Annotated in this window: 22 protein-coding genes; 5 read left to right on the top strand and 17 right to left on the bottom strand. The window is 70.2% G+C overall.

The genetic code is table 11. The features are described from left to right. Positions 1–107 precede the first annotated feature (107 nt). Both mnmA and JNB61_RS01205 read right to left on the bottom strand, forming a co-directional pair. Positions 108–1,205, bottom strand: coding sequence for a tRNA 2-thiouridine(34) synthase MnmA (mnmA, locus tag JNB61_RS01210; protein ID WP_220287433.1), 1,098 nt, complete (start codon positions 1,203–1,205; stop codon positions 108–110). A gap of 9 nt (positions 1,206–1,214) precedes the next feature. Further along, positions 1,215–2,408 carry a cysteine desulfurase family protein gene (locus JNB61_RS01205; protein ID WP_220338523.1) on the bottom strand — a complete coding sequence of 398 codons (1,194 nt, stop codon included), beginning with the start codon at positions 2,406–2,408 and terminating at the stop codon, positions 1,215–1,217. A gap of 115 nt (positions 2,409–2,523) precedes the next feature. Here JNB61_RS01205 and glgX point away from each other — a divergent pair, with 115 nt between their 5' ends. The 3 genes from glgX to glgB all read left to right on the top strand — a co-directional run bounded on the left by glgX (position 2,524) and on the right by glgB (position 8,943). Next, positions 2,524–4,608 (top strand): glycogen debranching protein GlgX, encoded by a 2,085-nt coding sequence (gene glgX, locus JNB61_RS01200; RefSeq protein WP_220338522.1) that lies wholly within the window; start codon positions 2,524–2,526, stop codon positions 4,606–4,608. 76 nt (positions 4,609–4,684) lie between these two features. Further along, complete coding sequence (locus tag JNB61_RS01195; RefSeq protein ID WP_220338521.1) at positions 4,685–6,769, top strand: alpha-1,4-glucan--maltose-1-phosphate maltosyltransferase; 2,085 nt, start codon at positions 4,685–4,687, stop codon at positions 6,767–6,769. After that, positions 6,766–8,943: a 1,4-alpha-glucan branching protein GlgB gene (gene glgB, locus JNB61_RS01190; RefSeq protein ID WP_220287426.1), complete on the top strand. Its 2,178-nt coding sequence runs from the start codon at positions 6,766–6,768 to the stop codon at positions 8,941–8,943. The genes JNB61_RS01195 and glgB overlap by 4 nt, the downstream gene beginning before the upstream one ends. 89 nt (positions 8,944–9,032) lie before the next feature. On the opposite strand, the gene JNB61_RS01185 is transcribed toward glgB, so the two are convergent. Both JNB61_RS01185 and JNB61_RS01180 read right to left on the bottom strand, forming a co-directional pair. Next, entirely contained in the window at positions 9,033–9,971 is a 939-nt protein-coding gene (locus JNB61_RS01185) for a tetratricopeptide repeat protein (protein WP_220287418.1), read from the bottom strand. Further along, complete coding sequence (locus tag JNB61_RS01180) at positions 9,971–11,836, bottom strand: glycosyl transferase (protein WP_220338520.1); 1,866 nt, start codon at positions 11,834–11,836, stop codon at positions 9,971–9,973. The genes JNB61_RS01185 and JNB61_RS01180 overlap by 1 nt, the downstream gene beginning before the upstream one ends. A 176-nt stretch (positions 11,837–12,012) precedes the next feature. On the opposite strand from JNB61_RS01180, the gene JNB61_RS01175 reads away from it, so the two are divergent. Further along, the gene (locus JNB61_RS01175) at positions 12,013–13,080 is read left to right on the top strand and encodes an AI-2E family transporter (RefSeq protein ID WP_220287414.1); all 1,068 of its coding nucleotides are present in this window, start codon (positions 12,013–12,015) and stop codon (positions 13,078–13,080) included. Between the two features lie 3 nt (positions 13,081–13,083). On the opposite strand, the gene JNB61_RS01170 is transcribed toward JNB61_RS01175, so the two are convergent. From JNB61_RS01170 to rpsB, 9 genes are all read right to left on the bottom strand, one after another. After that, the gene (locus tag JNB61_RS01170) at positions 13,084–13,809 is read right to left on the bottom strand and encodes an alpha/beta hydrolase (RefSeq protein ID WP_159843809.1); all 726 of its coding nucleotides are present in this window, start codon (positions 13,807–13,809) and stop codon (positions 13,084–13,086) included. Between the two features lies 1 nt (position 13,810). Beyond that, complete coding sequence (locus tag JNB61_RS01165; RefSeq protein ID WP_220338519.1) at positions 13,811–14,095, bottom strand: hypothetical protein; 285 nt, start codon at positions 14,093–14,095, stop codon at positions 13,811–13,813. A 3-nt stretch (positions 14,096–14,098) separates the two neighbouring features. After that, the gene (locus tag JNB61_RS01160; RefSeq protein ID WP_374226585.1) at positions 14,099–14,698 is read right to left on the bottom strand and encodes a lytic transglycosylase domain-containing protein; all 600 of its coding nucleotides are present in this window, start codon (positions 14,696–14,698) and stop codon (positions 14,099–14,101) included. A gap of 212 nt (positions 14,699–14,910) precedes the next feature. Beyond that, positions 14,911–15,474, bottom strand: coding sequence for a DivIVA domain-containing protein (locus tag JNB61_RS01155; protein WP_220338517.1), 564 nt, complete (start codon positions 15,472–15,474; stop codon positions 14,911–14,913). Further along, on the bottom strand, positions 15,471–16,514 hold the full coding sequence (locus JNB61_RS01150) for a phosphatidate cytidylyltransferase (protein ID WP_220287409.1): 1,044 nt from the start codon (positions 16,512–16,514) through the stop codon (positions 15,471–15,473). The genes JNB61_RS01155 and JNB61_RS01150 overlap by 4 nt, the downstream gene beginning before the upstream one ends. Before the next feature lie 9 nt (positions 16,515–16,523). Then, positions 16,524–17,078: a ribosome recycling factor gene (frr, locus tag JNB61_RS01145; RefSeq protein ID WP_045297881.1), complete on the bottom strand. Its 555-nt coding sequence runs from the start codon at positions 17,076–17,078 to the stop codon at positions 16,524–16,526. Between the two features lie 52 nt (positions 17,079–17,130). Continuing rightward, entirely contained in the window at positions 17,131–17,850 is a 720-nt protein-coding gene (gene pyrH / locus JNB61_RS01140; RefSeq protein WP_159843801.1) for a UMP kinase, read from the bottom strand. 83 nt (positions 17,851–17,933) lie between these two features. Further along, positions 17,934–18,761, bottom strand: a complete 828-nt coding sequence (tsf, locus tag JNB61_RS01135) for a translation elongation factor Ts (protein ID WP_220287407.1) — start codon at positions 18,759–18,761, stop codon at positions 17,934–17,936. Positions 18,762–18,864: 103 nt separating this feature from the next. After that, positions 18,865–19,734, bottom strand: coding sequence for a 30S ribosomal protein S2 (rpsB, locus tag JNB61_RS01130; protein WP_220338516.1), 870 nt, complete (start codon positions 19,732–19,734; stop codon positions 18,865–18,867). A gap of 334 nt (positions 19,735–20,068) precedes the next feature. Between rpsB and JNB61_RS01125 the strand changes: the two genes are divergently transcribed. Next, positions 20,069–20,641, top strand: a complete 573-nt coding sequence (locus JNB61_RS01125; RefSeq protein WP_220338515.1) for a murein hydrolase activator EnvC family protein — start codon at positions 20,069–20,071, stop codon at positions 20,639–20,641. A 7-nt stretch (positions 20,642–20,648) separates the two neighbouring features. On the opposite strand, the gene JNB61_RS01120 is transcribed toward JNB61_RS01125, so the two are convergent. From JNB61_RS01120 to JNB61_RS01105, 4 genes are all read right to left on the bottom strand, one after another. Then, positions 20,649–21,554, bottom strand: coding sequence for a tyrosine recombinase XerC (locus JNB61_RS01120; RefSeq protein ID WP_220338514.1), 906 nt, complete (start codon positions 21,552–21,554; stop codon positions 20,649–20,651). Positions 21,555–21,625: 71 nt separating this feature from the next. Beyond that, complete coding sequence (dprA, locus tag JNB61_RS01115; RefSeq protein ID WP_220338513.1) at positions 21,626–22,813, bottom strand: DNA-processing protein DprA; 1,188 nt, start codon at positions 22,811–22,813, stop codon at positions 21,626–21,628. Next, a complete protein-coding gene (locus tag JNB61_RS01110) occupies positions 22,810–24,333 on the bottom strand; it encodes a YifB family Mg chelatase-like AAA ATPase (protein ID WP_220338512.1) in 1,524 nt (507 codons plus the stop codon). The genes dprA and JNB61_RS01110 overlap by 4 nt, the downstream gene beginning before the upstream one ends. Then, positions 24,330–24,698, bottom strand: coding sequence for a YraN family protein (locus JNB61_RS01105; protein WP_159843787.1), 369 nt, complete (start codon positions 24,696–24,698; stop codon positions 24,330–24,332). The genes JNB61_RS01110 and JNB61_RS01105 overlap by 4 nt, the downstream gene beginning before the upstream one ends. Positions 24,699–24,804: the final 106 nt, after the last annotated feature.

The raw sequence follows: 24,804 nt of genomic DNA, 5'->3' as shown, positions 1-24,804 counted from the left end.
CTGTCGTACCGAGGTCTTCCGTCACCGCACCAGTCTAGGAGCGGGGTCGGACACCGCCAGGGCGCCGGGACGTGCGTCGACCGGTCGCCGCAGCATCCACCCGCCGGCTATGCGTCGACCGGGACGGCCGAGACGGTGCGATCGATCGTGAACTGCCCGATCACACGCGTGCCGTCGTAGAGCACCGCCGTCTGGCCGGGCGCGACGCCGTCGAACGGCTCCGCCGGGACGACCGTGAGCACGCCGTCGGCCAGCGCCGCCGCAGCCGGCACCGGATCGGCGTGCGCGCGGATCTGCACGTGGCAGGCGAACTCGCCCTCGGGCTGCGGACGCCCTGCCCAGGAGTAGCGCTGACCCGCGATCTCGGCGGTGGCGAGGGCCTCCTTGGGGCCGACGACCACGGTGTTCGAGACGGGCCGCACCTCGAGCACGAAGCGGGGCTTGCCGTCGGGCGCCGGAACACCGAGCTGCAGACCGCGTCGCTGACCGACGGTGAAGGCGTGCGCACCGTCATGTGCGCCCACCACCGCCCCGGCCCTGTCGACGATGTCGCCGCGCTCGGCGCCGACCTTCTCGGCGAGCCAGCCGCGCGTGTCGCCGTCGGGGATGAAGCAGATGTCGTGGCTGTCGGGCTTGTGCGCCACGGTCAGACCGCGCTCCTCCGCCTCAGCGCGCACGAGCGCCTTGGACGGTGTCGAGCCGAGAGGGAAGTACGTGTGTGCGAGCTGCTGAGCGGTGAGCACGCCGAGCACATAGGACTGGTCCTTCGCGGCATCCGACGCCCGGTGCAGCTCGAGGCCCTCCGGCCCGTCGACGAGCGTGGCGTAATGTCCCGTGCACACCGCGTCGAACCCGAGCTCGAGCGCGCGCTCCAGGAGGGCCGCGAACTTGATCTTCTCGTTGCACCGCATGCAGGGGTTCGGGGTGCGGCCGGCGCGGTACTCAGCCACGAAGTCGTCGATGACGTCGTCGCGGAACCGCTCGGAGAAGTCCCACACATAGAACGGGATGCCGAGGCGATCGGCGGCTCGGCGCGCATCCATCGCATCCTCGATGGTGCAGCAGCCGCGGCTGCCCGTGCGCAGCGTGCCGCCGGCGCGGGAGAGCGCGAGATGGACGCCGACGACGTCGTGACCGGCGTCCACGGCCCGGGCGGCCGCGACGGCGGAGTCCACTCCGCCGCTCATGGCCGCAAGGATCCTCATGGGTCCAGTCTACGAACCCCCGCCTGACCGTGGCCCGGACGCCGCCTTCGCGCGTTCGACGACGTCCGGAAGCACCGCGAGCACGGCGTCGACGTCGGCGTCGGCGGTGGTGCGACCGAGCGTGAACCGCAGCACCTGGCGGGCTTCGGCATCCGTCCGCCCCATGGCGAGCACGACATGCGACGGCTCGGGCACGCCCGCCTGGCACGCCGACCCCGTGGAGACCTCGATGCCGGCCATGTCGAGAAGGAACAGCAGGGTCTCGCCCGACGCCCCGGGGAACAGCACGTGGGCGTTGCCGGGCACGCGGTCGATCGGATCTCCCAGCAGCTGCGCGCCCGGAATGGAGCTCAGGATGCCGCGCACCAGTCGTTCCCGCAGGACCGCGAGCCGTTCCGCCTCGGTCGCGCGCTCCGCCTCCGCGAGCTCCGCGGCGACCGCGAAGGCTGCCGCGCCGGGCACGTCCTGCGTGCCGGCCCGCAGTCGGCGCTCCTGACCGCCGCCGTGCAGGAGCGCGGTGAGCTCCGCCCCGCGCGACACGACGAGCGCACCGACGCCCGTCGGCCCGCCGATCTTATGCGCTGACACGCTCAACGCGGCCAGGCCGGCGCGGCCGCGGGAATCGCCCCGCCAGTCGCGGAACGACACCGGCACGTGGCCGAACGCCGCGACGGCGTCCAGGTGCAACGGCACCTTCGCCTCTGCGGCGGACGCCGACAGCGCGGCCGCGTCGTTCACCGTCCCGGCTTCGTTGTTCGCCACGAGCGCCGTCGCCAGGGCGGCACCGGGCAGGGCCGCGGCGAAATCGTCCACCCGGATGCGAGCCATGCGGTCGAGCCCGGCGTGCCGCAGGAGCGCACCCTGCGCCTCGAGCCACTCGACCGCGTCGAGCGTCGCGTGGTGTTCGCCGTCAGGCAGCACCACGGCGTCGGCGTCCGGTCGCCGGGCCCACCACAGGCCCTTGACGGCGAGGTTGACGGCCTCGGTGCCGCCCGACGTGAACACGACCTCGATCGGGTCGGCGCCGACCACCGCGGCGAGGCGCTCACGCGCCTCCTCGAGCACGCGTCGCGCGTGCTGGCCGGCGCCGTGGATCGACGAGGCGTTGCCGACGGCCGACGCCGCGTCCATCCACGCGTCGCGCGCCTCGGGTCGCAGCGGCGCTGTCGCGGCGTGATCGAGATAGATCCGCGAATCGCTCATGACCCGTCCGCCTCCTCCGCGATCGGAAGCGCCCGGCTGCGGCATCCGAGATCCGTGTCCGGTGGGACCCGGTGCCGTAACACCGTCGACTCGGACCATGGTTATGGTAGTCCGCATGATCAGCCCGGTCTCCGTCATCTCGCCCCCTGACGCAGGTCTGCTCGATCCGACGCTCGACGGACAGGGGGTGGTGCTCCTCGACGGACACGCACGCCTGCGCGTCTGGTCCGACGCTGCGGACGCGATCGACCTCGTCGTGTTCGACGACACGGACCTCGACTGGATCACCGCCACAGAACCGCTCGTGCCGATCGGCGGCGGCGTATGGGAGATCACGACGCCGCTTCTGCGCCCTGGCACGCGGTACGCCATCCGCGTCGACGGGCCGCACGGCCCGGGCAACACCTTCAACCGCGGAACCCTCCTGCTCGAACCCTACTCGCGGGGACTCGTCCGCACCGGGTACGACGGCTGGCGCTCGGCGGTCGTCGAGGGATCGTTCGACTGGGGCGGCATCGCGAAGCCCGCCATCCCGATGGACCGCACGGTGCTCTACGAAGGTCATCTCAAGGGCATGTCGAAGCGGCATCCGGACGTCCCCGGCGCCCTCCGCGGCACGTACGCGGGCCTGGCCCACCCCGCGATGGTGCGGCATTTCCTCGACCTCGGCGTCACGAGCATCGAACTGCTGCCGGTGCACGCGTTCACGACCGAACCACGGCTGCTCCAGCACGGGCTCGCGAACTACTGGGGTTACAACTCGCTGAACTTCTTCACCCCGCATGCCGCCTACGCGACGGAGGAGGCCCGTCGGCAGGGTCCTGAGGCGGTCCTGCGGGAGTTCAAGGGCATGGTGAAGCTGCTGCACGAGGCCGGGCTCGAGGTCATCCTCGACGTGGTCTACAACCACACCGCCGAGGAGGGCATCGGCGGCCCGCGCTCGAGCCTGCGCGGCATCGACAACCGCGCCTACTACCGCCAGCAGCAGGACGGCGCGTACATCGACGTCACGGGCTGCGGCAACTCGGTGAACACGTCGACGGATGCTGCGGCCCGCCTGGTGCTGGATTCCCTGCGCTACTGGGCGAACGACGTGCAGATCGACGGCTTCCGGTTCGACCTCGCCGCGACGCTCGGACGCGACGCGGGGCACGTGTTCACACCGGCGCACCCGCTGCTGCGGGCCATCCTCGACGACCCCGCACTCGCGGGTGTGAAGATGATCGCCGAGCCGTGGGACGTCGGCATGGGCGGGTGGCAGACCGGCAACTTCGGCGAGGGCTGGAGCGAGTGGAACGACCGCTACCGCGATCGCGTCCGCAACTTCTGGCTGAGCGACGTCGACTACGCACGTCGAGCGTCCACCTCGCCGGTCGGCATCGGCGGCTTCGCGAACCGCCTCGCGGGTTCCGCGAACACGTTCGCCGACGCCCGCGGTCCGCTCGCAAGCGTCAACTTCGTGACCGCGCACGACGGCTTCACACTGCGCGACCTGGTGTCGTACGACGTCAAGCACAACCTCGGCAACGGCGAGCAGAACCGCGACGGCGCGGACACCAACCGCTCCTTCAACCACGGCGCAGAGGGCCCGACCGACGACGAGCGCATCCTCGCGACCAGGCGCAAGGCCATGCGCAACCTCCTGGGCACGCTGCTGCTGTCGGCCGGTGTGCCCATGCTGACCGCCGGTGACGAGTTCGCTCGCACCCAGCGCGGGAACAACAACGCGTACTGCCATGACTCTGTCCTGACGTGGCTGTCGTGGGAGCACGCGCCATGGCAGCAGGATCTGTACGCCCACGTGCGCCACCTGCTGCGCCTGCGTCGTGAGAACCCGGCCCTGCGTCCCAGCCGCTTCGCGCGGCTCGGCGAGCGCACGCCCTCGGCATCCGTCATGGAGTGGTACGACGAGCACGGCGCGACGATGTCGATCGAGCGGTGGACCGATCCCTCGCACCGCACTCTGCAGTACGTGGCCGCGTCGACGCCCGAGTTCGAGAGCTTCAACCGGGTGCTGCTCATGGTGCACGGCACCGAGCGGCCGATCGAGGTCACGCTCCCCGATGTGGAGGGCGTGGCGCGCTACGTCTCGCTGTGGTCGAGCGCCGACGAGAAGCCGTCCGCGGGGGCGGAGTCGTTCGCACCCGGAGACATCGTGTCCCTCGCCGGAACCTCGATGCGTCTCTTCCGTGCCGAGTGACGCGGAAACGCCGACCGAATCGCGGCGCCGCGTCGCGTCGCTGTCATCCCGCTCGGACGCGCGATAGGTTCGAGTCGTGGTCACGAAGACGCGCTCCGTGCGCTCCCGTCCGTGGCGGAGCGCCTCTGCCCTCCCTGTCCGCAAGGCTCAGGCCTGGCAGGCGGAGACCGACACCCGAGCGCGGCGCATTCCGCTCGCCCAGCCCTCACCCGCCGTTCCGTGGGGTGATTACCGACCCAAGGCCTTCGTCGGAGAGGTCGTGCCGTTCGGCGTGACGTCGTTCCGGGAAGGGCACGACCGCATCGGCGTGCAGGTGCGGCTGTTCTCGCCATCGGGCGACGAATCGCTGCATCGCCTCGAGCCCCTCGAGGACGGCCTGGACCGGTGGCGCACCGAGGTGGCCCTGCTCGAGCAGGGCATCTGGCGCTTCCGGTTCGAGTCGTTCGGCGATGACTTCGCCACGTGGGAGCACGCCGCATCACTCAAGATCGCTGCGGGCGTGGATGCGCCGCTCATGCGCGAGATGGGCGCCCGCCTGTTCGAACGGGCCGGTGCCGAGAGGGGGCGTCCCGCAGCCGAGCGCGAGGCACTGGTCGACGCGGCCGCGTCCCTGCGCGACGCCCAGGTCGACGACGCCGCGGCGCTGTCGATCGTCGAGGACCCGGCCATCGCGCGGTACTTCCACCAGCGACCGCTGATGTCGCTCGTCACCATCGGCGACGACAGGGAACTGCTCGTCGAACGCGAGCGGGCCGGCGTCGGGGCCTGGTACGAGTTCTTCCCGCGCTCGGAGGGCGCCCGTCGACTCCTGGACGGCACGGTGAAGAGCGGCACATTCCGCACGGCCGCCAAGCGCCTGCCCGCGGTCGCGGAGATGGGGTTCGACGTCGCCTACCTGCCGCCCATCCATCCGATCGGGCAGACCAACCGGAAGGGGCGCAACAACACACTGGATGCGCTGCCCGGCGATCCCGGATCGCCGTACGCGATCGGGGCGGCGGAAGGGGGCCACGATGCCATCCATCCCGAACTCGGCTCGGCCGCCGATTTCCGAGCGTTCGTCCGCGCAGCCGAGCGACTCGGCCTCGAGGTCGCTCTCGACCTCGCCCTTCAGGCATCGCCCGATCACCCTTGGGTGACGGAGCACCCGGAGTGGTTCACGACGCTTCCCGACGGCTCGATCGCCTACGCGGAGAACCCGCCGAAGAAGTACCAGGACATCTACCCCATCAACTTCGACATCGATCCGGCGGGTATCTACGCCGAGGTGCTTCGAGTGGTCCGGCACTGGATCTCGCAGGGTGTCAAGATCTTCCGCGTCGACAACCCGCACACCAAGCCCCTCCAGTTCTGGGAGTGGCTGATCGCGACCGTGAACGCCGAGCACCCCGATGCGATCTTCCTCTCGGAGGCGTTCACCCGACCGGCCGTCATGCAGAGTCTCGCGGCCGTCGGCTTCCAGCAGAGCTACTCGTACTTCACGTGGCGAAACACCAAACGCGAGCTGGAGGAGTTCCTCTCGTCGGTGGCGCATGACACGGCGGACTTCATGCGGCCGAACCTCTTCGTCAACACGCATGACATCCTCACGGAGTTCCTGCAGTTCGGGGGGCGGCCGGCCTACGTCATCCGGGCGGCGATCGCCGCGACGGCCGCGCCGACGTACGGCGTGTACGCCGGGTACGAGTTGTTCGAGAACGTGGCTCGACCCGGTTCCGAAGAGAACATCGACAACGAGAAGTACGAGTACAAGTTCCGTGACTGGGCCGGCGCGATCGAGCGAGGCGATTCTCTCGCGCCGTTCCTGGCCCGCCTCAACGAGATTCGGCGCGCGCACCCGGCGCTACGGCAGCTGCGCAACCTGAGCGTCCACTGGAGCGACGACGACGCGATCCTCGTCTACACCAAGCATCTCGACGCCGCACTCTCCCCCGACGGCCGCAGCGACACGATCATCGTGGTCGTCAACACCGATCCCCACTCGGTGCGTCAGACGATGGTGCACCTCGACACCCGCGTCTGGGGCGTCGAGCCGGGGACGCCGTACGAGGTAGAGGACCTCGTCACCGGCGCGCGCTGGACGTGGTCCGATCACAACTACGTGATGCTCGACGCGTTCACCGAACCGGTCCACATCCTCCATGTGAAGGAGTCCCGATGACGCCCGCCGACCAGATCCTCGATGCCGTCGCGACGGGCTCGCACCATGATCCCCACTCCGTGCTCGGCATCCATCCCGACTCGGACGCCGAGGGCACCCCGACCTGGATCGTGCGCGCCCGGCGACCCCTTGCGCGCAGTGTCACCGCGGTGTTCGCCGACGGCACGCGGGTGCCGCTCGAGCACGTGCGCAGCGGGATCTGGGAGGGCACCCGCGCCGGAGTCTTGACCCGGTACGAGCTGCTCACCACCTACGCCGAGGGCCCGGACTTCACCGCGGACGACCCTTACCGCCACTCCCCCACGATCGGCGAGCTCGACCTCCACCTGATCGGCGAGGGACGCCACGAGGAGCTGTGGCGCGTTCTCGGCGCGCACGAGCGGGAGCACGACGGCTCCATGGGAACCGCGTTCACCGTGTGGGCGCCCAACGCCCGCGCCGTGCGCGTGGTGGGCGACTTCAACGGCTGGGACGGTCAGGGTCACGCGATGCGCTCGATGGGCGCGAGCGGTGTGTGGGAACTGTTCATCCCCGGCCTCGGTCAGGGCACGACCTACAAGTTCGAGCTCCGCGGGCGTAACGGCGCGTGGGTGCTCAAGGCAGACCCGATGGCCCGCTTCGCCGAGGTGCCGCCGGCCACGGCATCCGTCGTCGTCCGTTCCTCGTACGCGTGGGGGGATGCCGCGTGGCTCGCGCAGCGTGCCACGTCGACGCCCGTGTCACGGCCGATGTCGGTGTACGAACTGCACCTGGGGTCGTGGCGTCAGGGGCTGTCGTACCGCGACGCCGCCGACCAGATCATCGACTACGTCGGCGCTCAGGGTTTCACGCACGTCGAGTTCCTCCCGCTCGCCGAGCATCCGTTCGGCGGGTCGTGGGGGTACCAGGTCACCGGGTACTACGCGCCGACCAGTCGATTCGGGCATCCCGACGACCTCCGGTACCTCATCGACCGGCTCCACCAGGCCGGCATCGGGGTCATCATGGACTGGGTCCCGGGGCATTTCCCGAAGGACTCCTTCGCCCTGGCCCGCTTCGACGGCGAGCCGCTGTACGAGCACGCCGACCCGCGACGCGGTGAGCACCGCGACTGGGGCACCTACATCTTCGACTACGGCCGCAACGAGGTCCGCAACTTCCTCGTCGCGAACGCGCTGTACTGGTTCGAGGAGTTCCACGTCGACGGTCTCCGCGTGGACGCCGTGGCATCGATGCTGTACCTCGACTACTCCCGCGAGGAAGGCGAGTGGGCGCCCAACGTGCACGGCGGACGCGAGAACCTCGAGGCGATCCGCTTCCTCCAGGAGGTCAACGCCACGGCGTACAAGCGCTACCCCGGTATCGCGATGATCGCGGAGGAGTCCACGAGCTTCCCCGGGGTCACGGCCCCGACGAACCAGGCCGGCCTCGGCTTCGGGTTCAAGTGGAACATGGGCTGGATGAACGACTCGCTCCAGTACATCAAGCGTGATCCGATCTACCGTTCGCATCACGAGGGGGAGCTGTCGTTCTCGTTCGTCTACGCATTCAGCGAGAACTACGTCCTGCCCATCAGCCACGACGAGGTCGTGCACGGGAAGGGCAGCCTCTTCTCCCGCATGCCCGGCGATCACTGGCAGAAGCTGGCGAACATGCGCGCCTTCCTCGCGTACATGTGGGGGCACCCGGGCAAGCAGCTGCTGTTCATGGGCCAGGAGTTCGGGCAGCTCTCGGAGTGGTCCGAGGGCCGCTCCCTCGACTGGTGGCTGCTCGATCAGCCGACCCACGCCCAGCTCCAGCAGTTCGTCGGGGCGCTCAACCGCATCTACCGCGAGCACTCCGCGCTGTGGGCGCGCGACAGCGACGGCGCGGCGTTCACGAGGCTGGGCGCACCGAGGTGGAACCCCAATGTGATCTCGTTCGCGCGACGCGACTGGCACGGCAACACGATCGTCGTCGCCGCGAACTTCTCCGGCAACCCGATCTCGTCTTTCGAGCTGGATCTGCCCGAGACCGGCGTGTGGGACGAGATCCTCAACACCGACGCGCAGGTCTACGGCGGGTCGGGCGTAGGCAACCTCGGCGTGGTCCACGCGGGCGCCGGCGGGCGCGCGTCTCTTGTGCTGCCGCCGCTGGGCGTGCTGTGGCTGCGCCACCGGACGGGCGCGCACATCCCCTCACCGACACAGGGCTGAGAGCCGTCACACGCGCAACGAGGGCTCCGGGTTACAGGTCCCCGGGGCCCTCGTTCGGAAGACGGTCGTGGCGCCGGCGTAGGGGTTGCTCAGAAGAGCAGCGAGGCGAGGCGGCCCCGGGCCGCTATCACGCGGGGGTCGGCATCGCCCACGAGCGCGAACAGCTCGAGCAGCCGCTCGCGCACCGGGGTGCGCTCGTCCGCGGGAAGCTGGGCGAACAGGTCCAGCAGGCGCGCGAAGGCATCGTCGACGTGCCCGCCGGCGAGGTCGAGATCGGCCACCGCGAACTGCGCTGCCACATCCTGAGGGGAGGATGCCGCGGCCGCACGAGCGGCCTGCAGATCAAGGCCCTGCACCCGGTCGAGCAGGCGCACCTGGCCGAGACCGGCGCGCGCCTCGGCATCGCGAGGGTTCTCGAGAAGGGCCTTCTCGTACGCAGCGATAGCGCGGGCGTAGTCGCCCTCCTCGATCGCCGCGAACGCCTCAGCGTGAAGCGGAGGCAGGGGCGGCTCGGCGGGGGCCTCCTGCGGAGCGTCCCCGTCGACCGCGGCGGAGCCGGTGACGCCGTTCTGGGCCGCGAGCTGCAGCAGCTGGGCGAACACCTCGCGCACCTGCTGCTCGGGCACGGCGCCGGTGAACATCGGCACCGGCTGGCCCGCGACGAGGGCGACGACCATCGGGATGGACTGCGCGCGGAATGCCTGCGACAGCTGCGGGTTCGCATCGACATCGACCTTGGCCAGCACGACGCGGCCGCCGAGCTCGAGCACGACCTTCTCGAGGATCGGGCTCAGCTGTTTGCAGGGCCCGCACCACTCGGCCCAGAGGTCGACGACCACGGGAACGGTGCGAGAGAGCTCGAGCACCTGCGGGAACGTCTCGTCGGTGACATCCAGGACGAGCGACGGGACGGCCACGCCGGCTCCGGCGGGCGCCTCCTCACCCGGCGCGACGGGCGCAGGGCGGTTGCGGAGGGAGGACAGGTCGACGGCACCGCGAAGCGAGGCGCCCAGAGTGGGATCGGTCACTACAGAATCTTCGCATCGAGGATGTCGGACGAGTAACCGAGCAGGCGTATCTTCTCGTTCGATCCGGGACCCGGCACGTAGAAGAACACCTGGTCGCTGAACGTGGTCGCGAAGCCGGTCTGCGACTGGTCGACACCGGCCAGCGTCTTCACCGTCTGATTGCCGTCGACCTTGATCACGGCGTCCGCGTTGGTGGGCTTGACGGTGTCGATCTCGTTGATGTTGACCGCGACGATCGCGCCGCTCTCCACCGTCTGCAGGGCGAACGGCGCCTGGGCGCCTGCCGCCGAGCTGAATTCGAGGCTGCCGGTCGACGACGCCGTCTTGTTGAACTCCTCGAGTCGTCGCTGGCGGTCTGCCGCGATGCTGGCGCGGAGCTGGTCTCCGTCGGCCTCGAACAGGTCGTAGTACTCGCTCTCCTCGCCCTTGTTGATGACGTCCGCGTACGCGGCGGCGACCTCGTTCGGCGGAAGCAGGAGGAACGGGGAGTCCGGCTCGACCTGGGGCGCGCCGATGTACGCGGGAGCGAGGTCGGGAAGCGTGGTGGAGGCCTCGAGGCTCCCGACATACGACAGCTTGTAGTCGGACCACTGGTCCTGCTGGGTCAGAACCATGATGCTCGATGTCTTCGACTCGTCGTCGTCGGCGACGGCGATGACCGAGCGCGGCCACCCGTCATAGGCCTGCGGCAGGATGATCTCGAGCGGCTTGGCCAGGATCGGCGCCGGCGCGGGGTAGTCGGCGACCGCTCCACGGAGCTTGTAGTTCGTGTCCCGCGCTGCGAGCGCGGCACCTTCGAGACGGGTGTCGGCGAGGTCGCCGTCCATCGCCGCGTCGGCGTCGGCGACAGTCGTGGCGATTCGGGTGAGGATCCGTTCCGCCTGCGCCTTCGTCACGGCGGGGGCCTGCTGGCCGTCCGGAGCGATCACGGTCGCCGTGGGAGAAGGGGTCGGCGAGGGGCCGAGCTGCGGCCACGCGTCGGCCGAGCAGCCCGAGAACAGCAGCGCCGAGACGGCCACGACCGGCAGCACGGCGAACGCCCGTCGCCCGCCGGTCGAGACAGCGCGGCGCGTCGGCTTCGAACTGCTGATCACGCCCTTGTCGTCGTGGTCGATCGCGATGTCGATGGGCTCGGTGACCGGCAACGGCAGGCCCTTGCGGCGCGGACCGCGCTTGCGACGGGCGTGGCGGATGCCGAGGATGTACAGGAACACGCCGACCGCCATCAGGATGCCGCCGGCGACGATGAGCGGCCCTGCCCAGGGCGTCGTCGTCTGCAGCGGCCACGAGACCGTCACCGTGCTCGGAGCGGGCGCGGTGCCGTCTGCGGCGACGAGCACGCTCATCCCCTCGGGAAGCTGAAGCGGCGCGATAAGGAGGTCGGTCTGCTGGTACTCGTCGAGCCACAGGTCGGATCCGACCGGGCTGCGACCGGCGGTCTCGGCGGCATCGGCCTCGCTCGTCGCATCGTCGGCGGCGGCGTCGCCTGCCGCTGCATCCTCGGCCGGTGCCTCCGCGGCGGGATCCGCGGTCGCGTCGACCTCGGGCTCCACGACGGCCGTCTCGAGTGCGCCCTCGTCGTCGAGCGTGACATGGGTGTACGTGGAGTCGGATAGCCATGCCTCCACGTCAGCCGTGCGGCCGTACGCGGCGAAGACGTCGCCTTCGGTCTGGGCGCGCAGCGTCTGCGTGCCCGGCATCTGGTTGAGCACGGCGCCGTCGATGAGAAGGTACGGAGTCTCCTCGTCGACCGAGATCGCCGTGGTCTCGGTCTTGGGTCCCTGGAAGATCGTCCGCTGGGCGATGCCCGCACCGATCATCACGGTGGCGAGCACGAACGCCGCCACGGCCCACACGAAACGCACGAAGAACACCTTTCCCGGGCGCGCGGAACCGGCGCAACCCTTCGATTCGACAGTTCAGACTAGCGAACACGACCTGTGAGGCGCGTGGGAGGCGGCATTGCCGGGCCTGGAGGTCACTGATGCGTATCCTGGGCGGACAGATGCATCGGCGCGACGCCGATCTGAGGGGGAACTCGATGAAGCTGCACAACCCGTTCCGCACAGCGCTGCTCGCGACGCTGGGTGTCGGCCTCGGGCTGCTGCTCATCGGAAGCATCCAGAACCTCCAGACGATCCTGCTCTACGTCGGCACCGCCCTCTTCCTGTCCCTCGGCCTCGACCCGATCGTCGCGTGGCTCGAACGCCGCAAGCTCCCTCGCTGGGCGGCGGTGCTGATCACGATCCTCGGGGTGCTCGCGGTCTTCGCAGGCATCATCCTGATGGTCGTCCCGATCATCGTGCAGCAGATCGGCCAGCTCGTCACCACGATCCAGGACCTGGCCGAGAAGGGTGAGTTCGACGACCCGGTGGGCGCGATCCAGGACTGGCTGCACGCGGTCTTCCCCGCGCTCAACGTCGACGAGGTGTGGGGTTACATCGAGGACTGGTACGCATCGCTCGACGTGGGCGCAATCGGTTCCGAGGTCGGCGGCAGCATCATCGCGATCATCGGCGCGCTGATCGCGGGGTTCGCCGGCGCGTTCATCGTGCTGATCCTAACGATCTACTTCACGGCGTCGACACCGAACCTGAAGCGCGCCGTCTACCAGCTGGTCCCGGCTTCCAAGCGCGCCCGATTCATGGATCTCGGGGAGCAGATCACCGACTCGGTCGGCTACTACGTCATCGGCCAGGTCACGCTCGGCCTCATCAACGGCGTGCTCAGCGCGATCTTCCTCACGATCATCAAGGCGCCTTTCCCCGCAGTGCTCGCGGTGATCGCGTTCTTCTTCTCGCTCATCCCCCTCGTCGGCACGCTCACCGGCTCGATCATCATCGTCTTCACGTGCCTGGTGGTGGGTTCCCCGACGACCGCGCTGATCGCCGCGATCTACTACCTCATCTACATGCAGATCGAGGCCTATGTGATCTCGCCGCGCATCATGGGGCGCGCGGTGGCGGTCCCCGGCGCGGTGGTCGTGATCGCGGCCCTTGCGGGCGGCTCCCTGCTGGGCCTGCTCGGCGCGCTGGTCGCGATCCCGGTGGCGGCCAGCATCCTGATCATCTACCGCCAGGTGGTGATCCCGCGCCAGAACGAGCGGTGACGCTCAGGCGTCGGCCGCCCGCGGGTGCCACTCGAGCGGCAGCGGAAGCGCATCCGGGTTGACGGCCGCAACGATCTCGGTCAGCACGCGCCGGGTCTGGTTCTCCCCCACCCACAGGTGCTTGCCGCCCTCGACAGGAATCAGAACGGCCTCGGGGACGCTCGCGAAGCGCTGGATCGCAGCATCCGGTCGAAGATAGTCGTCGAATTCCGGAACAAGCACGATCAGCCGGCGCTCGTCGCCCGCCCACGCCGCGACCTCTTCATCGGTCGCACGATGCAGCGGCGGCGACAGGAGCACCGCGCCCTCGACGCCATGGTCACGACCGTACTTGAGGGCCAGCTCCGTCCCGAACGACCAGCCGACGAACCACGGGCGCGGGAGGCCGCGCTCATGCACGAAGTCCATCGCCGCAGCGACGTCGAACGCCTCGGCGCGGCCGCCGTCGAACGTGCCCTCACTGGTCCCTCGTGGCGACGTCGTCCCGCGGGTGTTGAACCGCAACACCGCGAGATCGGCGAGTGCGGGCAGGCGGCCTGCTGCCTTGCGGAGGATGTGCGAGTCCATGAACCCGCCGGCCGTGGGCAGCGGATGCAGCGTCACGAGCGTCGCGACCGGGTCACGAGTCTCGGGCAAGGCGAGCTCACCGACGAGCGTCAGCCCGTCGAGCGTCTCGAGCTCGATGTCCTCCCGCCGTGCGGGCAGCTCGATCGGTCCGCGGATCTCCATATCAGGCCACCTTCCAGCAGTGCTGATGCCAGTGCCGGCGTGCGGCGAGGTCGGCGGCGTCGCCCAGTACCCCGTCCGCGCGCCACGCCACGAGATGCGCGACGCCGACGTCGATCTGGCGCCCGCATCCGGGGCAGGTGTAGGGCTTCTGCGCCTGGGCAGCCGAGACCGGCTGCACCGTCCACTCGACGCCGCGACGCACCTCGGTGCGCTTCCAGCCGGCGAGCAGGCGCTCGAACGAGTCGTCGCCGCTCGAGTCATGACGGCGGCGGTTCGACCGAGGCACGGCTCAGTACCAGCCTGTGCGCTGCGAGTGGTCCCACGCGCCGCACGGCGTGCCGTAGCGACCGCCGATGTAGCCGAGACCCCACGTGATCTGCGTGGCGGGGTTCGTCTCCCAGTCGGCGCCGGCGGTGGCCATCTTGCTGCCGGGGAGGGCCTGCGGGATACCGTACGCTCCGCTGCTGGCGTTGTAGGCGTTGACGCGCCAGCCCGACTCCTTCTGCCAGAGCGCGACCAGGCAGGCGAATTGATCGTCGCCCCACCCGCGCGCCAGAACCATGTCGTAGGCGATGGCCTGTGCGGTGCCCGGATCCGGCGTCACGAACGGGGGACGCCATCCTCGGGATGACGTGGGGGTCGATGCTTGGACGGTCGGCGTGGGCTTCGGCTTCACGTACACCGTGTAGTTGCCCCGGTCCAGCGCCGCGGGCTCGGGGTCTGCGGCGGCCCCGTCGCCGGCGCGGGACTGCACGTCCTCGAGCGAGCTGGCGTAGAGGGAGACCTGCGATTCCTCATCGACGCTCGCCTGAGCCAGCGCGAGTCCCGTCGGACCGATATAGGCGACGACGAAGCCGAGCACCGCGAAGGCGGCGAACGCACCGACCACACCACGTCGACGCGACCAGCGCGGAGCGGACTTGACCGCGGCAGCCGAGGGCGCAGAAGGACGTGGTCCCGTCACGGTGACCGGTCTCGCGGACCGTGCCGCCACCTCGTGACGTCGGGCTCGTCTGGTGGGGTGCAGCTCGTTTCCAGAAGTCACAGTGTCCCGATTCTCGCATACCGGCACCCGGGCCTGCATCCGCGGACCCGAGCGTCTCACTTGACGGCGAGCATCACCTCGACGACGGCATCCAGGACGGCGTCGACCTGGGTTTCGCGATAGCCCCCGCGCTGCATGCGGAACGCGACCGAGCGCACCTGCTCCACGGTGACGGAGTCGCCCGTCTCGAGGAAGCGCGCGAGCTTGTCGGTCACGAGGTCGACCTCCGCGACGCGGTAGCCGTAGCGCAGCGCTGACACGCGGTCGAAGCGGCGCTTGGCCGGACGCGAGAGACGGTCGAGGACTTCCTGGGCGAGCTCGCGCGCGTGACCGACCCACGCCTTCGCTCCCGTCGTCGCCACCGCCGATGACCGCTCTCGCGCCGCGAAGGCGTCCTCGATGCGGCCGAGAGCCGCATCGACCGACGCGATGGCGTAGCCGTGCCGCACCAGCGGGAACGCGACCTGCCGGATGTCAGCCGAGGTGAGGGCGTCCGTGCCGCGCTCGAACGACGCACGTGCCCGTGCGAGGAACTCGTCGACGGGCTGCTTCTCGTAGCCCTTCTCCCGTCCGCGCGCTTCGGGGAAGGATGTCCGCGCGGACGCGTTCGATGTCGTCATGATGCCACCAGCGGGGTGAAGAGGTAGTAGAGCGTCAGCGCCGCCACGACCGACAGCAGGATCGAGTCGAGCCGATCCAGCACGCCGCCGTGGCCCGGCAGCCAGGAGCTCATGTCCTTGATCCCGAGGTCGCGCTTGATCATCGATTCCCCCAGGTCGCCGACCGTGGCAGTGGCGAGGATGAGGATGCCGAACACGGCGCCCATCCACCATTCGAGACCGAGCATGAAGAGTCCGACGAGCACGCCGGCGAGTATCGCGGCGGCTCCGGCACCCGCGAAGCCCTCCCACGTCTTCTTCGGGCTGATGCGGGGCGCCATGGGGTGCTTGCCCATCGTGATGCCCGCGGCGTACGCGCCCGTGTCGACCGCGACGGCGACGATGATGAACGACAGGACCCACCACTCCCCGCCGTCCTTCGCCAGCAGCACGAGGGTGAGGCTTCCGAGGAACGCCACATAGAGCTGAATGAAGGTCGCGATGAGCACGTCGCCCAGCACGAGGCCGTAAGTGCGGCCGTCGTGCGATGCCATCTGGCCGACCAGGCGCCACACCACGACGAACGCCAGCGCGACGAACAGCAGCACCCAGTGCAGCCAGGAATCGACGAAGAACGCCGACAGCACGACCACCGCGCCGGCGATGAGCTGCGGGATCAGGTCGACCCGACGACCGCTGGCGACCAGCGCACGCGAGAACTCGAAGATCGCGAGCATCGCCGCGGCCAGCGCGAACGGCACGAACGCCCACTTCACGAAGAGCAGCGAACCGAGCAGCACGAGACCGATCGCGAGGCCGATGAGGATCGCGAGGATGAGGTCGCGACCGGTGCGCTCCTTGATGCGCTCGTTCGCCTCCTCGAAGTCGGCTCGCGCCTGAGCCACATGGCCCTCCAGCTCGCTGCGCGCCGCGCGCAGGTGCGACTGCAGCGCCGGACCGGTGTCGTGGCCCCCCGCGGCGCGCCGCGCCTCTCCAGCCTCGCGCCGCGTCTGCGGTGAGGCGTTCTCGTCGCTCCGCGGCGAGTCGGATGCGTCGGTCATGGGCAGACCTCAGACCTCGAGGAGCTCGGCCTCTTTGCGCTTGAGCGCCTCGTCGATGGCGTCGACGTGCGCGCGCGTGAGCGCGTCGAGTTCCTTCTCGCCACGGGCGAGCTCGTCTTCGCCGACCTCGCCCTTCAGCGCGTCGATGTCGTCCTTCGCCTTGCGGCGGATGCCGCGAACGTGGACCTTGGCGTCCTCACCCTTGGTGCGGGTGAGCTTCACGTACTCCTTACGACGCTCCTCGGTGAGCTCGGGCATCGTGACGCGCACGAGGTTGCCGTCGTTCGTCGGGTTGACGCCCAGGTTCGGGATGTCGCGGATGGCCTGCTCGATCGCCTTCAGGGCGGACTTGTCGTACGGCGTGATGAGGAGTGTGCGCGCCTCGGGGTTGTTGATCGACGCGAGCTGCGCGAGCGGCGTCGGGCTGCCGTAGTAGTCGACGAGGACCTTCTGGAACAGCTGCGGGTTCGCGCGTCCGGTGCGCACCGTGGCGAAGTCCTCCTTCGCTGCCTCGACGGCGCGGTCCATGCGCACTCCGGCATCGGCCAAGACGTCCGCGATCACAGTGTCTCCTTCGCGTAGATGGGCTGGTTGAAGTCTATCGACGGCCGGGCGGTCACGCCGTGACGAGCGTGCCGATGGCGTCGCCGAGGAGCGCCTTCGTCACATTGCCCTCGGGCTCCATGCCGAAGACGCGCATGTCCATCTTGTTGTCCATGCAGAGACTGAACGCCGTCGAGTCGACCACCTTGAGGCCGCGCTGCAGGGCATCGATGTACGTGATGCGATCGATGCGGGTGGCCGAGGCATCCTTCTTCGGATCGGCCGTGTAGACGCCGTCCACGCCGTTCTTCGCGACGAGGACCTCCTGCGCGTCGATCTCGAGCGCGCGCTGCGCGGCGACGGTGTCGGTGGAGAAGTACGGCAGGCCTGCGCCGGCGCCGAAGATGACCACGCGGCCCTTCTCCATGTGACGCTCGGCGCGGCGCGGGATGTAGGGCTCCGCGACCTGCGTCATCGAGATCGCGGACTGCACGCGCGTGGCGGCGCCGGCCTGCTCGAGGAAGTCCTGCAGGGCGAGCGCGTTCATCACGGTGCCGAGCATGCCCATGTAGTCGGCCCGGCCACGGTCCATGCCGCGCTGGCTCAGCTCGGCGCCGCGGAAGAAGTTGCCGCCGCCGACGACAACCGCGATCTCGACCCGATCCACCGCTGCCGCGATCTCCTGCGCGATCTGGCTGACCACGTCGGGGTTCACCCCCAGCTGGCCTCCGCCGAACGCTTCGCCCGACAGCTTCAGAAGGACGCGGCGGCGCCCGGTGTTCTCGTTGATCACTGTGGTCCTCTCGTCTACGACAAACTACCGAAGGCATGAGAAAAGGCCCGCATCGGATTGCCGATGCGGGCCTTCTCAGAAGGTCAGGCGCCGACCTTGTAGCGGGCGAAGCCCGTCAGGGTCAGACCGGCGTCCTTCGCGACCTGCGCGACCGACTGCTTGTTGTCCTTCGCGTAGTCCTGGTCAAGCAGCGAAACCTGCTTGAAGAACGCGTTGACGCGACCCTCGACGATCTTCGGAAGAGCGGCCTCGGGCTTGCCCTCGTTGCGGGAGATCTCGGTGACGATCTCGCGCTCCTTCTCGACCTCGGCCTCGGGGACCTCGTCGCGCGACAGGTACGACGGGTTCGCGAACGAGATGTGCTGGGCGAGGCTGCGTGCGGTCTCGGCGTCATCGCCCGAGTAGGCGAGGACGACGCCGACCTGCGGCGGCAGGTCCTTGCTGGTCTTGTGGAGGTAGATCTCGAACTTGTCGCCCGAGAGCGTGTTCACGCGACGCAGCTCGACCTTCTCGCCGATGATCGCTGCCTCGTCGGAGATGAGCTCGGCGACCGTCTGGGTGCCGGCGGAAGCGGCGAGGGCGGCCTCGGCCGAGTCGGCGTGCGCGGCTGCGGCGGCGTCGAGCACCTTCTCAGCGAGCGCAATGAAGCGGTCGTTCTTCGCGACGAAGTCGGTCTCGGTGTTGAGCTCGATGATCGTGACCTGACCGTCGACCTCCTTCGCCGCGACCAGACCCTCGCTCGTCGAGCGGTCGGCGCGCTTGGCGTTGCCCTTCGCGCCCTTCAGGCGCAGGATCTCGACGGCCTTCTCGAGGTCGCCGTCAGCCTCCTCGAGCGCCTTCTTGGTGTCGACCATGCCCGTGCCGAGCTGCTCGCGCAGCGCCTTGATGTCGGCGATCGTGAAGTTTGCCATGGGTGGCGGCTCCTTGATTTGTGTGAGTTCTCGTGGATGCCTCGGCGGGACCGTCCAGACCGTGGGTCGGGGCGATCCCGCCGAGGCGGAGTGTGGGTGAGCGTTACTCGGCGGCGGTCGCCTCGGCGGCCTCGGCGGCCTCGGCGCCCGCCTCGTCGGCCGCCGACTCGGTCGCGAGGGTCTCGACCTCGGCGACGTCGGTCACGACCGGGGCGCCCTGCTCGAGCAGCTCGCGCTCCCAGTCGGCCAGGGGCTCCGCGTCAGCGGCCTCGTCGGTGGGCTGGTGGCGCTGGATCAGGCCCTCGGCGGCTGCGTCGGCGATGATGCGGGTGAGCAGGCCCACCGAGCGGATCGCGTCGTCGTTGCCGGGGATCGGGTACTGGAACTCGTCGGGGTCGGCGTTGGTGTCGAGGATGCCGATCACCGGGATGCCGAGCTTCGACGCCTCGTCGATCGCGAGGTGCTCGCGCTTGGCGTCGACGACCCAGATGGCCGAGGGGGTCTTCTGCAGGTTGCGGATACCGCCGAGCGACTTGTGGAGCTTGTCGAGCTCGCGCTTCTTGAGGAGGAGCTCCTTCTTGGTGAAGCCGCTCGCAGCCGGGTCCTCGAAGTCGAGCTCCTCGAGCTCCTTCATGCGCGCAAGTCGCTTCGACACGGTCGAGAAGTTCGTGAGCAGACCGCCCAGCCAGCGCTGGTTGACGTAGGGCTGGCCCACGCGGGTCGCCTGCTCGGCGATGACTTCCTGCGCCTGCTTCTTGGTGCCGACGAAGAGGATGGTGCCGCCGTGCGCGACGGTCTCCTTGACGAACTCGTACGCCTTGTCGATGTACGTCAGCGACTGCTGCAGGTCGATGATGTGGATGCCGCTGCGCTCGGTGAGGATGAAGCGCTTGACCTTCGGGTTCCACCGGCGGGTCTGGTGTCCGAAGTGGACGCCGCTGTCGAGCAGCTGGCGAATGGTGACGACGGCCATGGCCGTTCTCCTGTTCCGGCGCGTGCGCGCCTGTTGCGGTTGTTCTCGCGCCGGCTCGTAACCGGCGTGGCCTGGTGCCCGGCCCACTCCCGCCCCGCGCCGCTCGGAAGCGCTCGCAGGGACCGTTGGGGATGGATGCCGCGCCGCACCCTTCGTCAGACTCAGGGAGTGCGGCGCTATGGGCACGCGGAGTCACCCCGACATGCGGAGTGCGCACCCAGTGTATCAGCAGCCGCAGGACCGCTCCTCCTCCCCCACCGACCGAACCGGACGCCTCTCCACGGGGTCTCGTCGCCGCGATCCGGCGCTTCCTCATACGGATCAAGCTGATGTCATGCCAGAGTCCGCGACCACTCCTCCTCGCCGATTCGGTCTGACGGCCGCACGCCTCGCGGCCGTCATCGCCACGGGCGTACTCATCGCTCTGCCCCCGGCCGCGACGGCCCACGCAGATGTCACCGAGCCGACGCCCGTCGTCGAAGGCGGGACGGCGTCGCTCGCCCGCGACTGGCGGTGGCCGGTGCATCCGTTCCGGCTGGTGCGTCCGTTCGTCGCGCCCGCGCACGAGTATGGTCCAGGACACCGGGGGATCGACCTCCTCCCGGTGGGCGAAGGCGTCGTTCGCGCCCCCGCGGCGGGGGTGGTCGCGTTCTCGGGTCAGGTCGCCGGACGCGGCGTGCTCACCGTCGACCACGGCGACGGCCTGGTGTCGACGCTCGAGCCCATCGACTCCGCCCTCCCCGCCGGAACACCTGTCGACGCAGCGGCGGCGCTGGGCACGGTGTCGGTCGGCGGGCACGCCGAGGCCGGCACGGTGCATTTCGGCGTGCGACTCGACGGTGTCTACATCAACCCGCTCGTCCTCCTGGGAGGCGTGCCACGCGCGGTGCTGCTCCCCTGCTGCTGACCGGACCTCAGGCCCGCGGATGCGCGAGGCGGTACGACGCCGCCAGTCTCTCACTGGAGACGTGGGTGTAGATCTGCGTGGTGCCCAGGCTCGCGTGGCCGAGCATCTCCTGAACGGCGCGGAGGTCTGCGCCGCCGTCCAGGAGATGCGTCGCCGCCGAGTGGCGCAATGCGTGCGGTCCGACCTGTCCGCCGAGCTCGGGGCCGAGGCGGCGCGTGACGAGCTCGTACACGGCGCGTGGCCCGATGCGCGCGCCGCGGGCACCGAGGAAGAGCGCGGGAGTGCCCGTGTCGTCGGCTCGCCGGGCGAGGAGCGCCGGCCTGCCGCGCACGGCGTAGGCGTCGATCGCTCGGAGAGCGGGGAGCCCGAACGGCACGACCCTCTCCTTGGCCCCCTTCCCCAGCACGCGGGCGGTGCGGCGGTCGTGATCCAGGTCGTCCACGTCCAGCCCGCACAGCTCCGAGACGCGCACTGCGGCACCGTAGAGCAGCTCGAGCATCGCATGGTCGCGCAGCGCAACGGGATCACCGTCAGCGGCCGCCGAGGCGAGGCCGTCGAGCAGCTCGCGCAGCGTTTCGGCGGTGGCGACCTTGGGCAGCGTCTTGCCACGTTTCGGGGCGACCAGGCGGAGACTCGGGTCCTCGGCGATCACGCCGGTCTCCGTCGCCCACGCGAAGAACCCGCGGACGGCCGCCGTGCGCCGCGCGATCGTCGCGCGGCTGTCTCCGCGCTGGACGGCGCGCCACAGCCAGTCGCGGAGGTCCTCGAGATCGACGGCGGCGAGTTCGACCCCGTCGCAGGCGGCGGCCAACTCGTCGAGGTCGGACCGGTAGGCGCGCACCGTGGCGGGCGAGAGCCGGCGCACCTCTGCGAGGTGACGGAGATACGCGGCGGCCCCCTCCGGGATGTCCATGCTTCCAGCATGGGCCAGGTGGTGCACCCGGGCGCCGTGCGACGCGCCTTCCGGACGCGGTCGCGCGACCATCACCCTCCGATTTTGGCCAGCCGCCATCCCTCGGCCCCCGACTCGACCGCCCCGTCGAGTCGGAGGAGTCCCAGGATGCCCTCGACGACGTCGGAAGCCATCCCCGCGCGTCGGGCGATCTCACCGGCGTCGCGCCAGACGCGGGTGCTCATGGCGTCCTTCACGCGGGTCGGGTCCCCGGTGTAGGTGCCTCGCGGGGCGGTGGCAGCATCCGTCCGGTCATCCATGCCGAGCAGCTCCCGCACGTCGTCAGCGCTCGTGATGCATTGCGCGCCGTACTCGCGGATGAGCCGGTGAGTGCCCGCCGACGTCGCGGAGGTGATCTGTCCGGGCACGGCACCGAGCGGGCGCGACAGCGTCGCCGCGTGGCCGGCGGTGTTGAGCGAGCCGCTGCGCCACCCGGCCTCGACGACCACGGTGGCGGCCGAGAGCGCGGCGATCAGCCGGTTCCGCTGCAGGAAGCGCCACTTGGTGGGCGCGGATCCGCACGCCACCTCACTCACAACGAGCCCCCGTCGCGCGATGTCGTCGATCAGCTGCGTGTGGCCCGCGGGATAGGCGCGATCGGCGCCGCCCGCGAGCAGGGCGACGGTGAGACCGCCCGCCAGCAGGGCCGCGCGGTGGGCCGCGCCGTCGATGCCATAGGCGCCGCCCGAGACGACCGCGATGCCGCCGGCCGCAAGCTCCGCCGCGAGGTCCCTCGCCACATGATCGCCGTAGTGGGACGCCGCCCTCGCGCCGACGATGGCGACGGATGCGTGGAGGCGGGAGAGCGCCGACGCATCGCCGCGCACCCACAGGCACAGTGGCGCGTGCGCTCCGAGGTCGTCCAGCTGCGTCGGCCATTCGGGATCAGCCCGCGTCACCAACCTCACTCCGCGTGCCGCCGCCGTGGCCAGCGAGTCGGCGACGGCGCCCGCCGACAGTCGTGGCAGCCAGCGCTTGCGCCCCTCGCCGGCTTCCTTGGGCGAGAGCTCGCGGAGATCGGCCCCCGCGACGACCGCTTCCAGTCCCGCAATGGGCCCGCGAGCGCCGATGACGCGGCCCGCGACCGAGTCGCCGGGCTCGATGAGCTGGCACCAGACCGCCATCGCATAACGCTCGCGTGCCTCTTCCGGGTCGTACTCGACGCCCGCGGGCGAGAGCGCGCGTCGGGCGGCGTCGGCGCTCAGATCGAACGCGATCACCGAGCGATCCCCTTCTTCAGGTAGAGCGCGCGCCCGATGTGCTCCGGCCCGAGCCTGCCGCGCCCTTCGATGTCGGCCAGCGACCATGCGACCCGCAGCACCCTGTCGTACCCGCGGAGAGTGAGCGCGCCGCGGTGGAGGGCGGCGTCGAGCGGGCGTCGGACGAGTGGCGGCGGCGCGACCGGGCCCTCGCGCAGCCAGGTGCCGGGTACGTCGGCGTTCACCGTCCACGGCGTATCGGCGAGGCGGTGGCGAGCCCGTGCGCGCGCCTCGGCCACCTGCGCACGAGCGGTCTCGGTCGAGACAGCGGGGCCTGTTCCCCGCTGCGCGACCGCGACGCGCGTCAAGGTCAATTCGATGTCCATGCGATCCAGGAGCGGCCCTGACAGCCGCCCGAGGTAGCGGCGGATCGCCGCCGGTGGGCAGGTGCAGGTGCCGCCACGGATGCCGTAGTCCCCGCATGGACAGGGGTTGGTGGCGAGAACGAGCTGGAACCGCGCGGGGTATTCGGCGTGGACGCCCGCGCGGTCGATGGTGATGGCGCCGGACTCGAGCGGCTGCCGCAGCGCGTCCAGCGCGCTGGCGGCGAACTCTCCCGCCTCGTCGAGGAACAGCACCCCCTCGCTCGCACGCGCGATCGCGCCGGGGCGCACCACGCGCGTGCCGCCGCCCACCAGAGCCGCCACGCTCGCACTGTGGTGCGGTGCGACGAACGGCGGGATGCGTGAGAGCTCGACGACCCGGGAGCCCGCGAGGCTTCGCATCGAGGCCGCCTCCAGGGCCGCGCGATCGTCGAGTTCGGGAAGGATGCCGGGCAGCCGCCGCGCGAGCATGGTCTTGCCCGCGCCCGGGGGACCGCACATCAGCAGATGATGACCGCCGGCTGCGGCGACCACCAGCGCTTCGACGGCATCACGCTGCCCGATCACCTCCGCGAGATCGAGGGCCGGTTCGGGCGCCTCTTCATCATCGGTCAATGCCACCGGATCGACGTCGGGCACCTCGACGTCACCGCCGTGCCACGCGATCACCTGCGCGAGATTGGCCGCGGCGAGCACCTCCACGCCGTCGACGAGCGACGCCTCGGGACCGTTGGCGTGCGGCACGACGACACGTCGGTGGCCCGCCCGCCTCGCCGCGACCACGGCCGGAAGCACCCCCGGAACCGGCCGCAGCCGGCCGTCCAGCCCCAGTTCGCCGATGTGGACTGCGGACGCCACGGAGGCGGCATCCATGGAGCTCTCGGTCGCGAGGGAGGCCACCGCGATGGCGACGTCGAACCCGGACCCGTGCTTGGGCAGGCTCGCGGGCGACAGGTTCACCGTCAGACGTCGCCGCGCGAGCGGCGTGCCGCTGTTCGCGCAGGCGTTGTGAACCCGCTGGACCGACTCGCCGAGAGCCTTGTCGGGAAGCCCGATGATCCGGAAGTCCGGCTGCTGGTTCGAGAGGTCCGCCTCGACCTCGACACACTCGCCCTCGGCGCCGAGGAGGGCGACGGCCCATGTGCGCGCGATCTTCACGGCACCTCCACGTCGACGAGATGCTCGAGGCGGGCCGTGCGGGGGTCTCGGCCGACGAGGCCGATCGCGTCGATGCGCAGCCGTCGTCCCTGGACGAGGTCGCGGTGCGCACTCGCCCAGGCGATCGTGAGCCGCCAGAGCCTGCCGCGCTTGCGTGCATCGATCGCCTCGAATGGATGCCCGAACTCCTCGCCCCGGCGGGCCTTGACCTCGACGACGACGACCGCGGAGCGGTCCGCGACCACGAGGTCGATCTCCCCCTCCCGGCATCGCCAGTTGCGGGCGAGGACGGAGAAACCCTGCGCCTCGAAGTATCGGGCGGCGCGTTCCTCGCCCTCGCGCCCGAGAACGTCTTTATCTGCCATCCCGGCATCGTCGCGCGCCGGGGGCTCGCGCGAGCGCGGGGTCGCGGCATCCGTTCAGAACTCGCCCGGAGTCTCTGAGCGAGCGGCCTGGGGAGGAAGCGCCCGG

The organism is Microbacterium ureisolvens, from assembly GCF_019511645.1.
Taxonomy (GTDB): Bacteria; Actinomycetota; Actinomycetes; order Actinomycetales; family Microbacteriaceae; genus Microbacterium; species Microbacterium ureisolvens_A.
The sequence above is the reverse complement of the archived record's forward strand: the minus strand, read 5'-3'. Positions and strand labels throughout refer to the sequence as shown.

Coding starts and splice junctions, on each gene's coding strand:
- rpsB (WP_220338516.1), bottom strand. CDS start 19,734: ATGGCCGTCGTCACCATTCGCCAGCTGCTCGACAGCGGCGTCCACTTC.
- tsf (WP_220287407.1), bottom strand. CDS start 18,761: ATGGCAAACTTCACGATCGCCGACATCAAGGCGCTGCGCGAGCAGCTC.
- JNB61_RS01150 (WP_220287409.1), bottom strand. CDS start 16,514: ATGACCGACGCATCCGACTCGCCGCGGAGCGACGAGAACGCCTCACCG.
- glgB (WP_220287426.1), top strand. CDS start 6,766: ATGACGCCCGCCGACCAGATCCTCGATGCCGTCGCGACGGGCTCGCAC.
- JNB61_RS01205 (WP_220338523.1), bottom strand. CDS start 2,408: ATGAGCGATTCGCGGATCTATCTCGATCACGCCGCGACAGCGCCGCTG.
- JNB61_RS01125 (WP_220338515.1), top strand. CDS start 20,069: ATGCCAGAGTCCGCGACCACTCCTCCTCGCCGATTCGGTCTGACGGCC.
- JNB61_RS01155 (WP_220338517.1), bottom strand. CDS start 15,474: ATGACGACATCGAACGCGTCCGCGCGGACATCCTTCCCCGAAGCGCGC.
- JNB61_RS01170 (WP_159843809.1), bottom strand. CDS start 13,809: ATGGAGATCCGCGGACCGATCGAGCTGCCCGCACGGCGGGAGGACATC.
- JNB61_RS01105 (WP_159843787.1), bottom strand. CDS start 24,698: ATGGCAGATAAAGACGTTCTCGGGCGCGAGGGCGAGGAACGCGCCGCC.
- JNB61_RS01175 (WP_220287414.1), top strand. CDS start 12,013: ATGAAGCTGCACAACCCGTTCCGCACAGCGCTGCTCGCGACGCTGGGT.
- JNB61_RS01120 (WP_220338514.1), bottom strand. CDS start 21,554: ATGGACATCCCGGAGGGGGCCGCCGCGTATCTCCGTCACCTCGCAGAG.
- glgX (WP_220338522.1), top strand. CDS start 2,524: ATGATCAGCCCGGTCTCCGTCATCTCGCCCCCTGACGCAGGTCTGCTC.
- mnmA (WP_220287433.1), bottom strand. CDS start 1,205: ATGAGGATCCTTGCGGCCATGAGCGGCGGAGTGGACTCCGCCGTCGCG.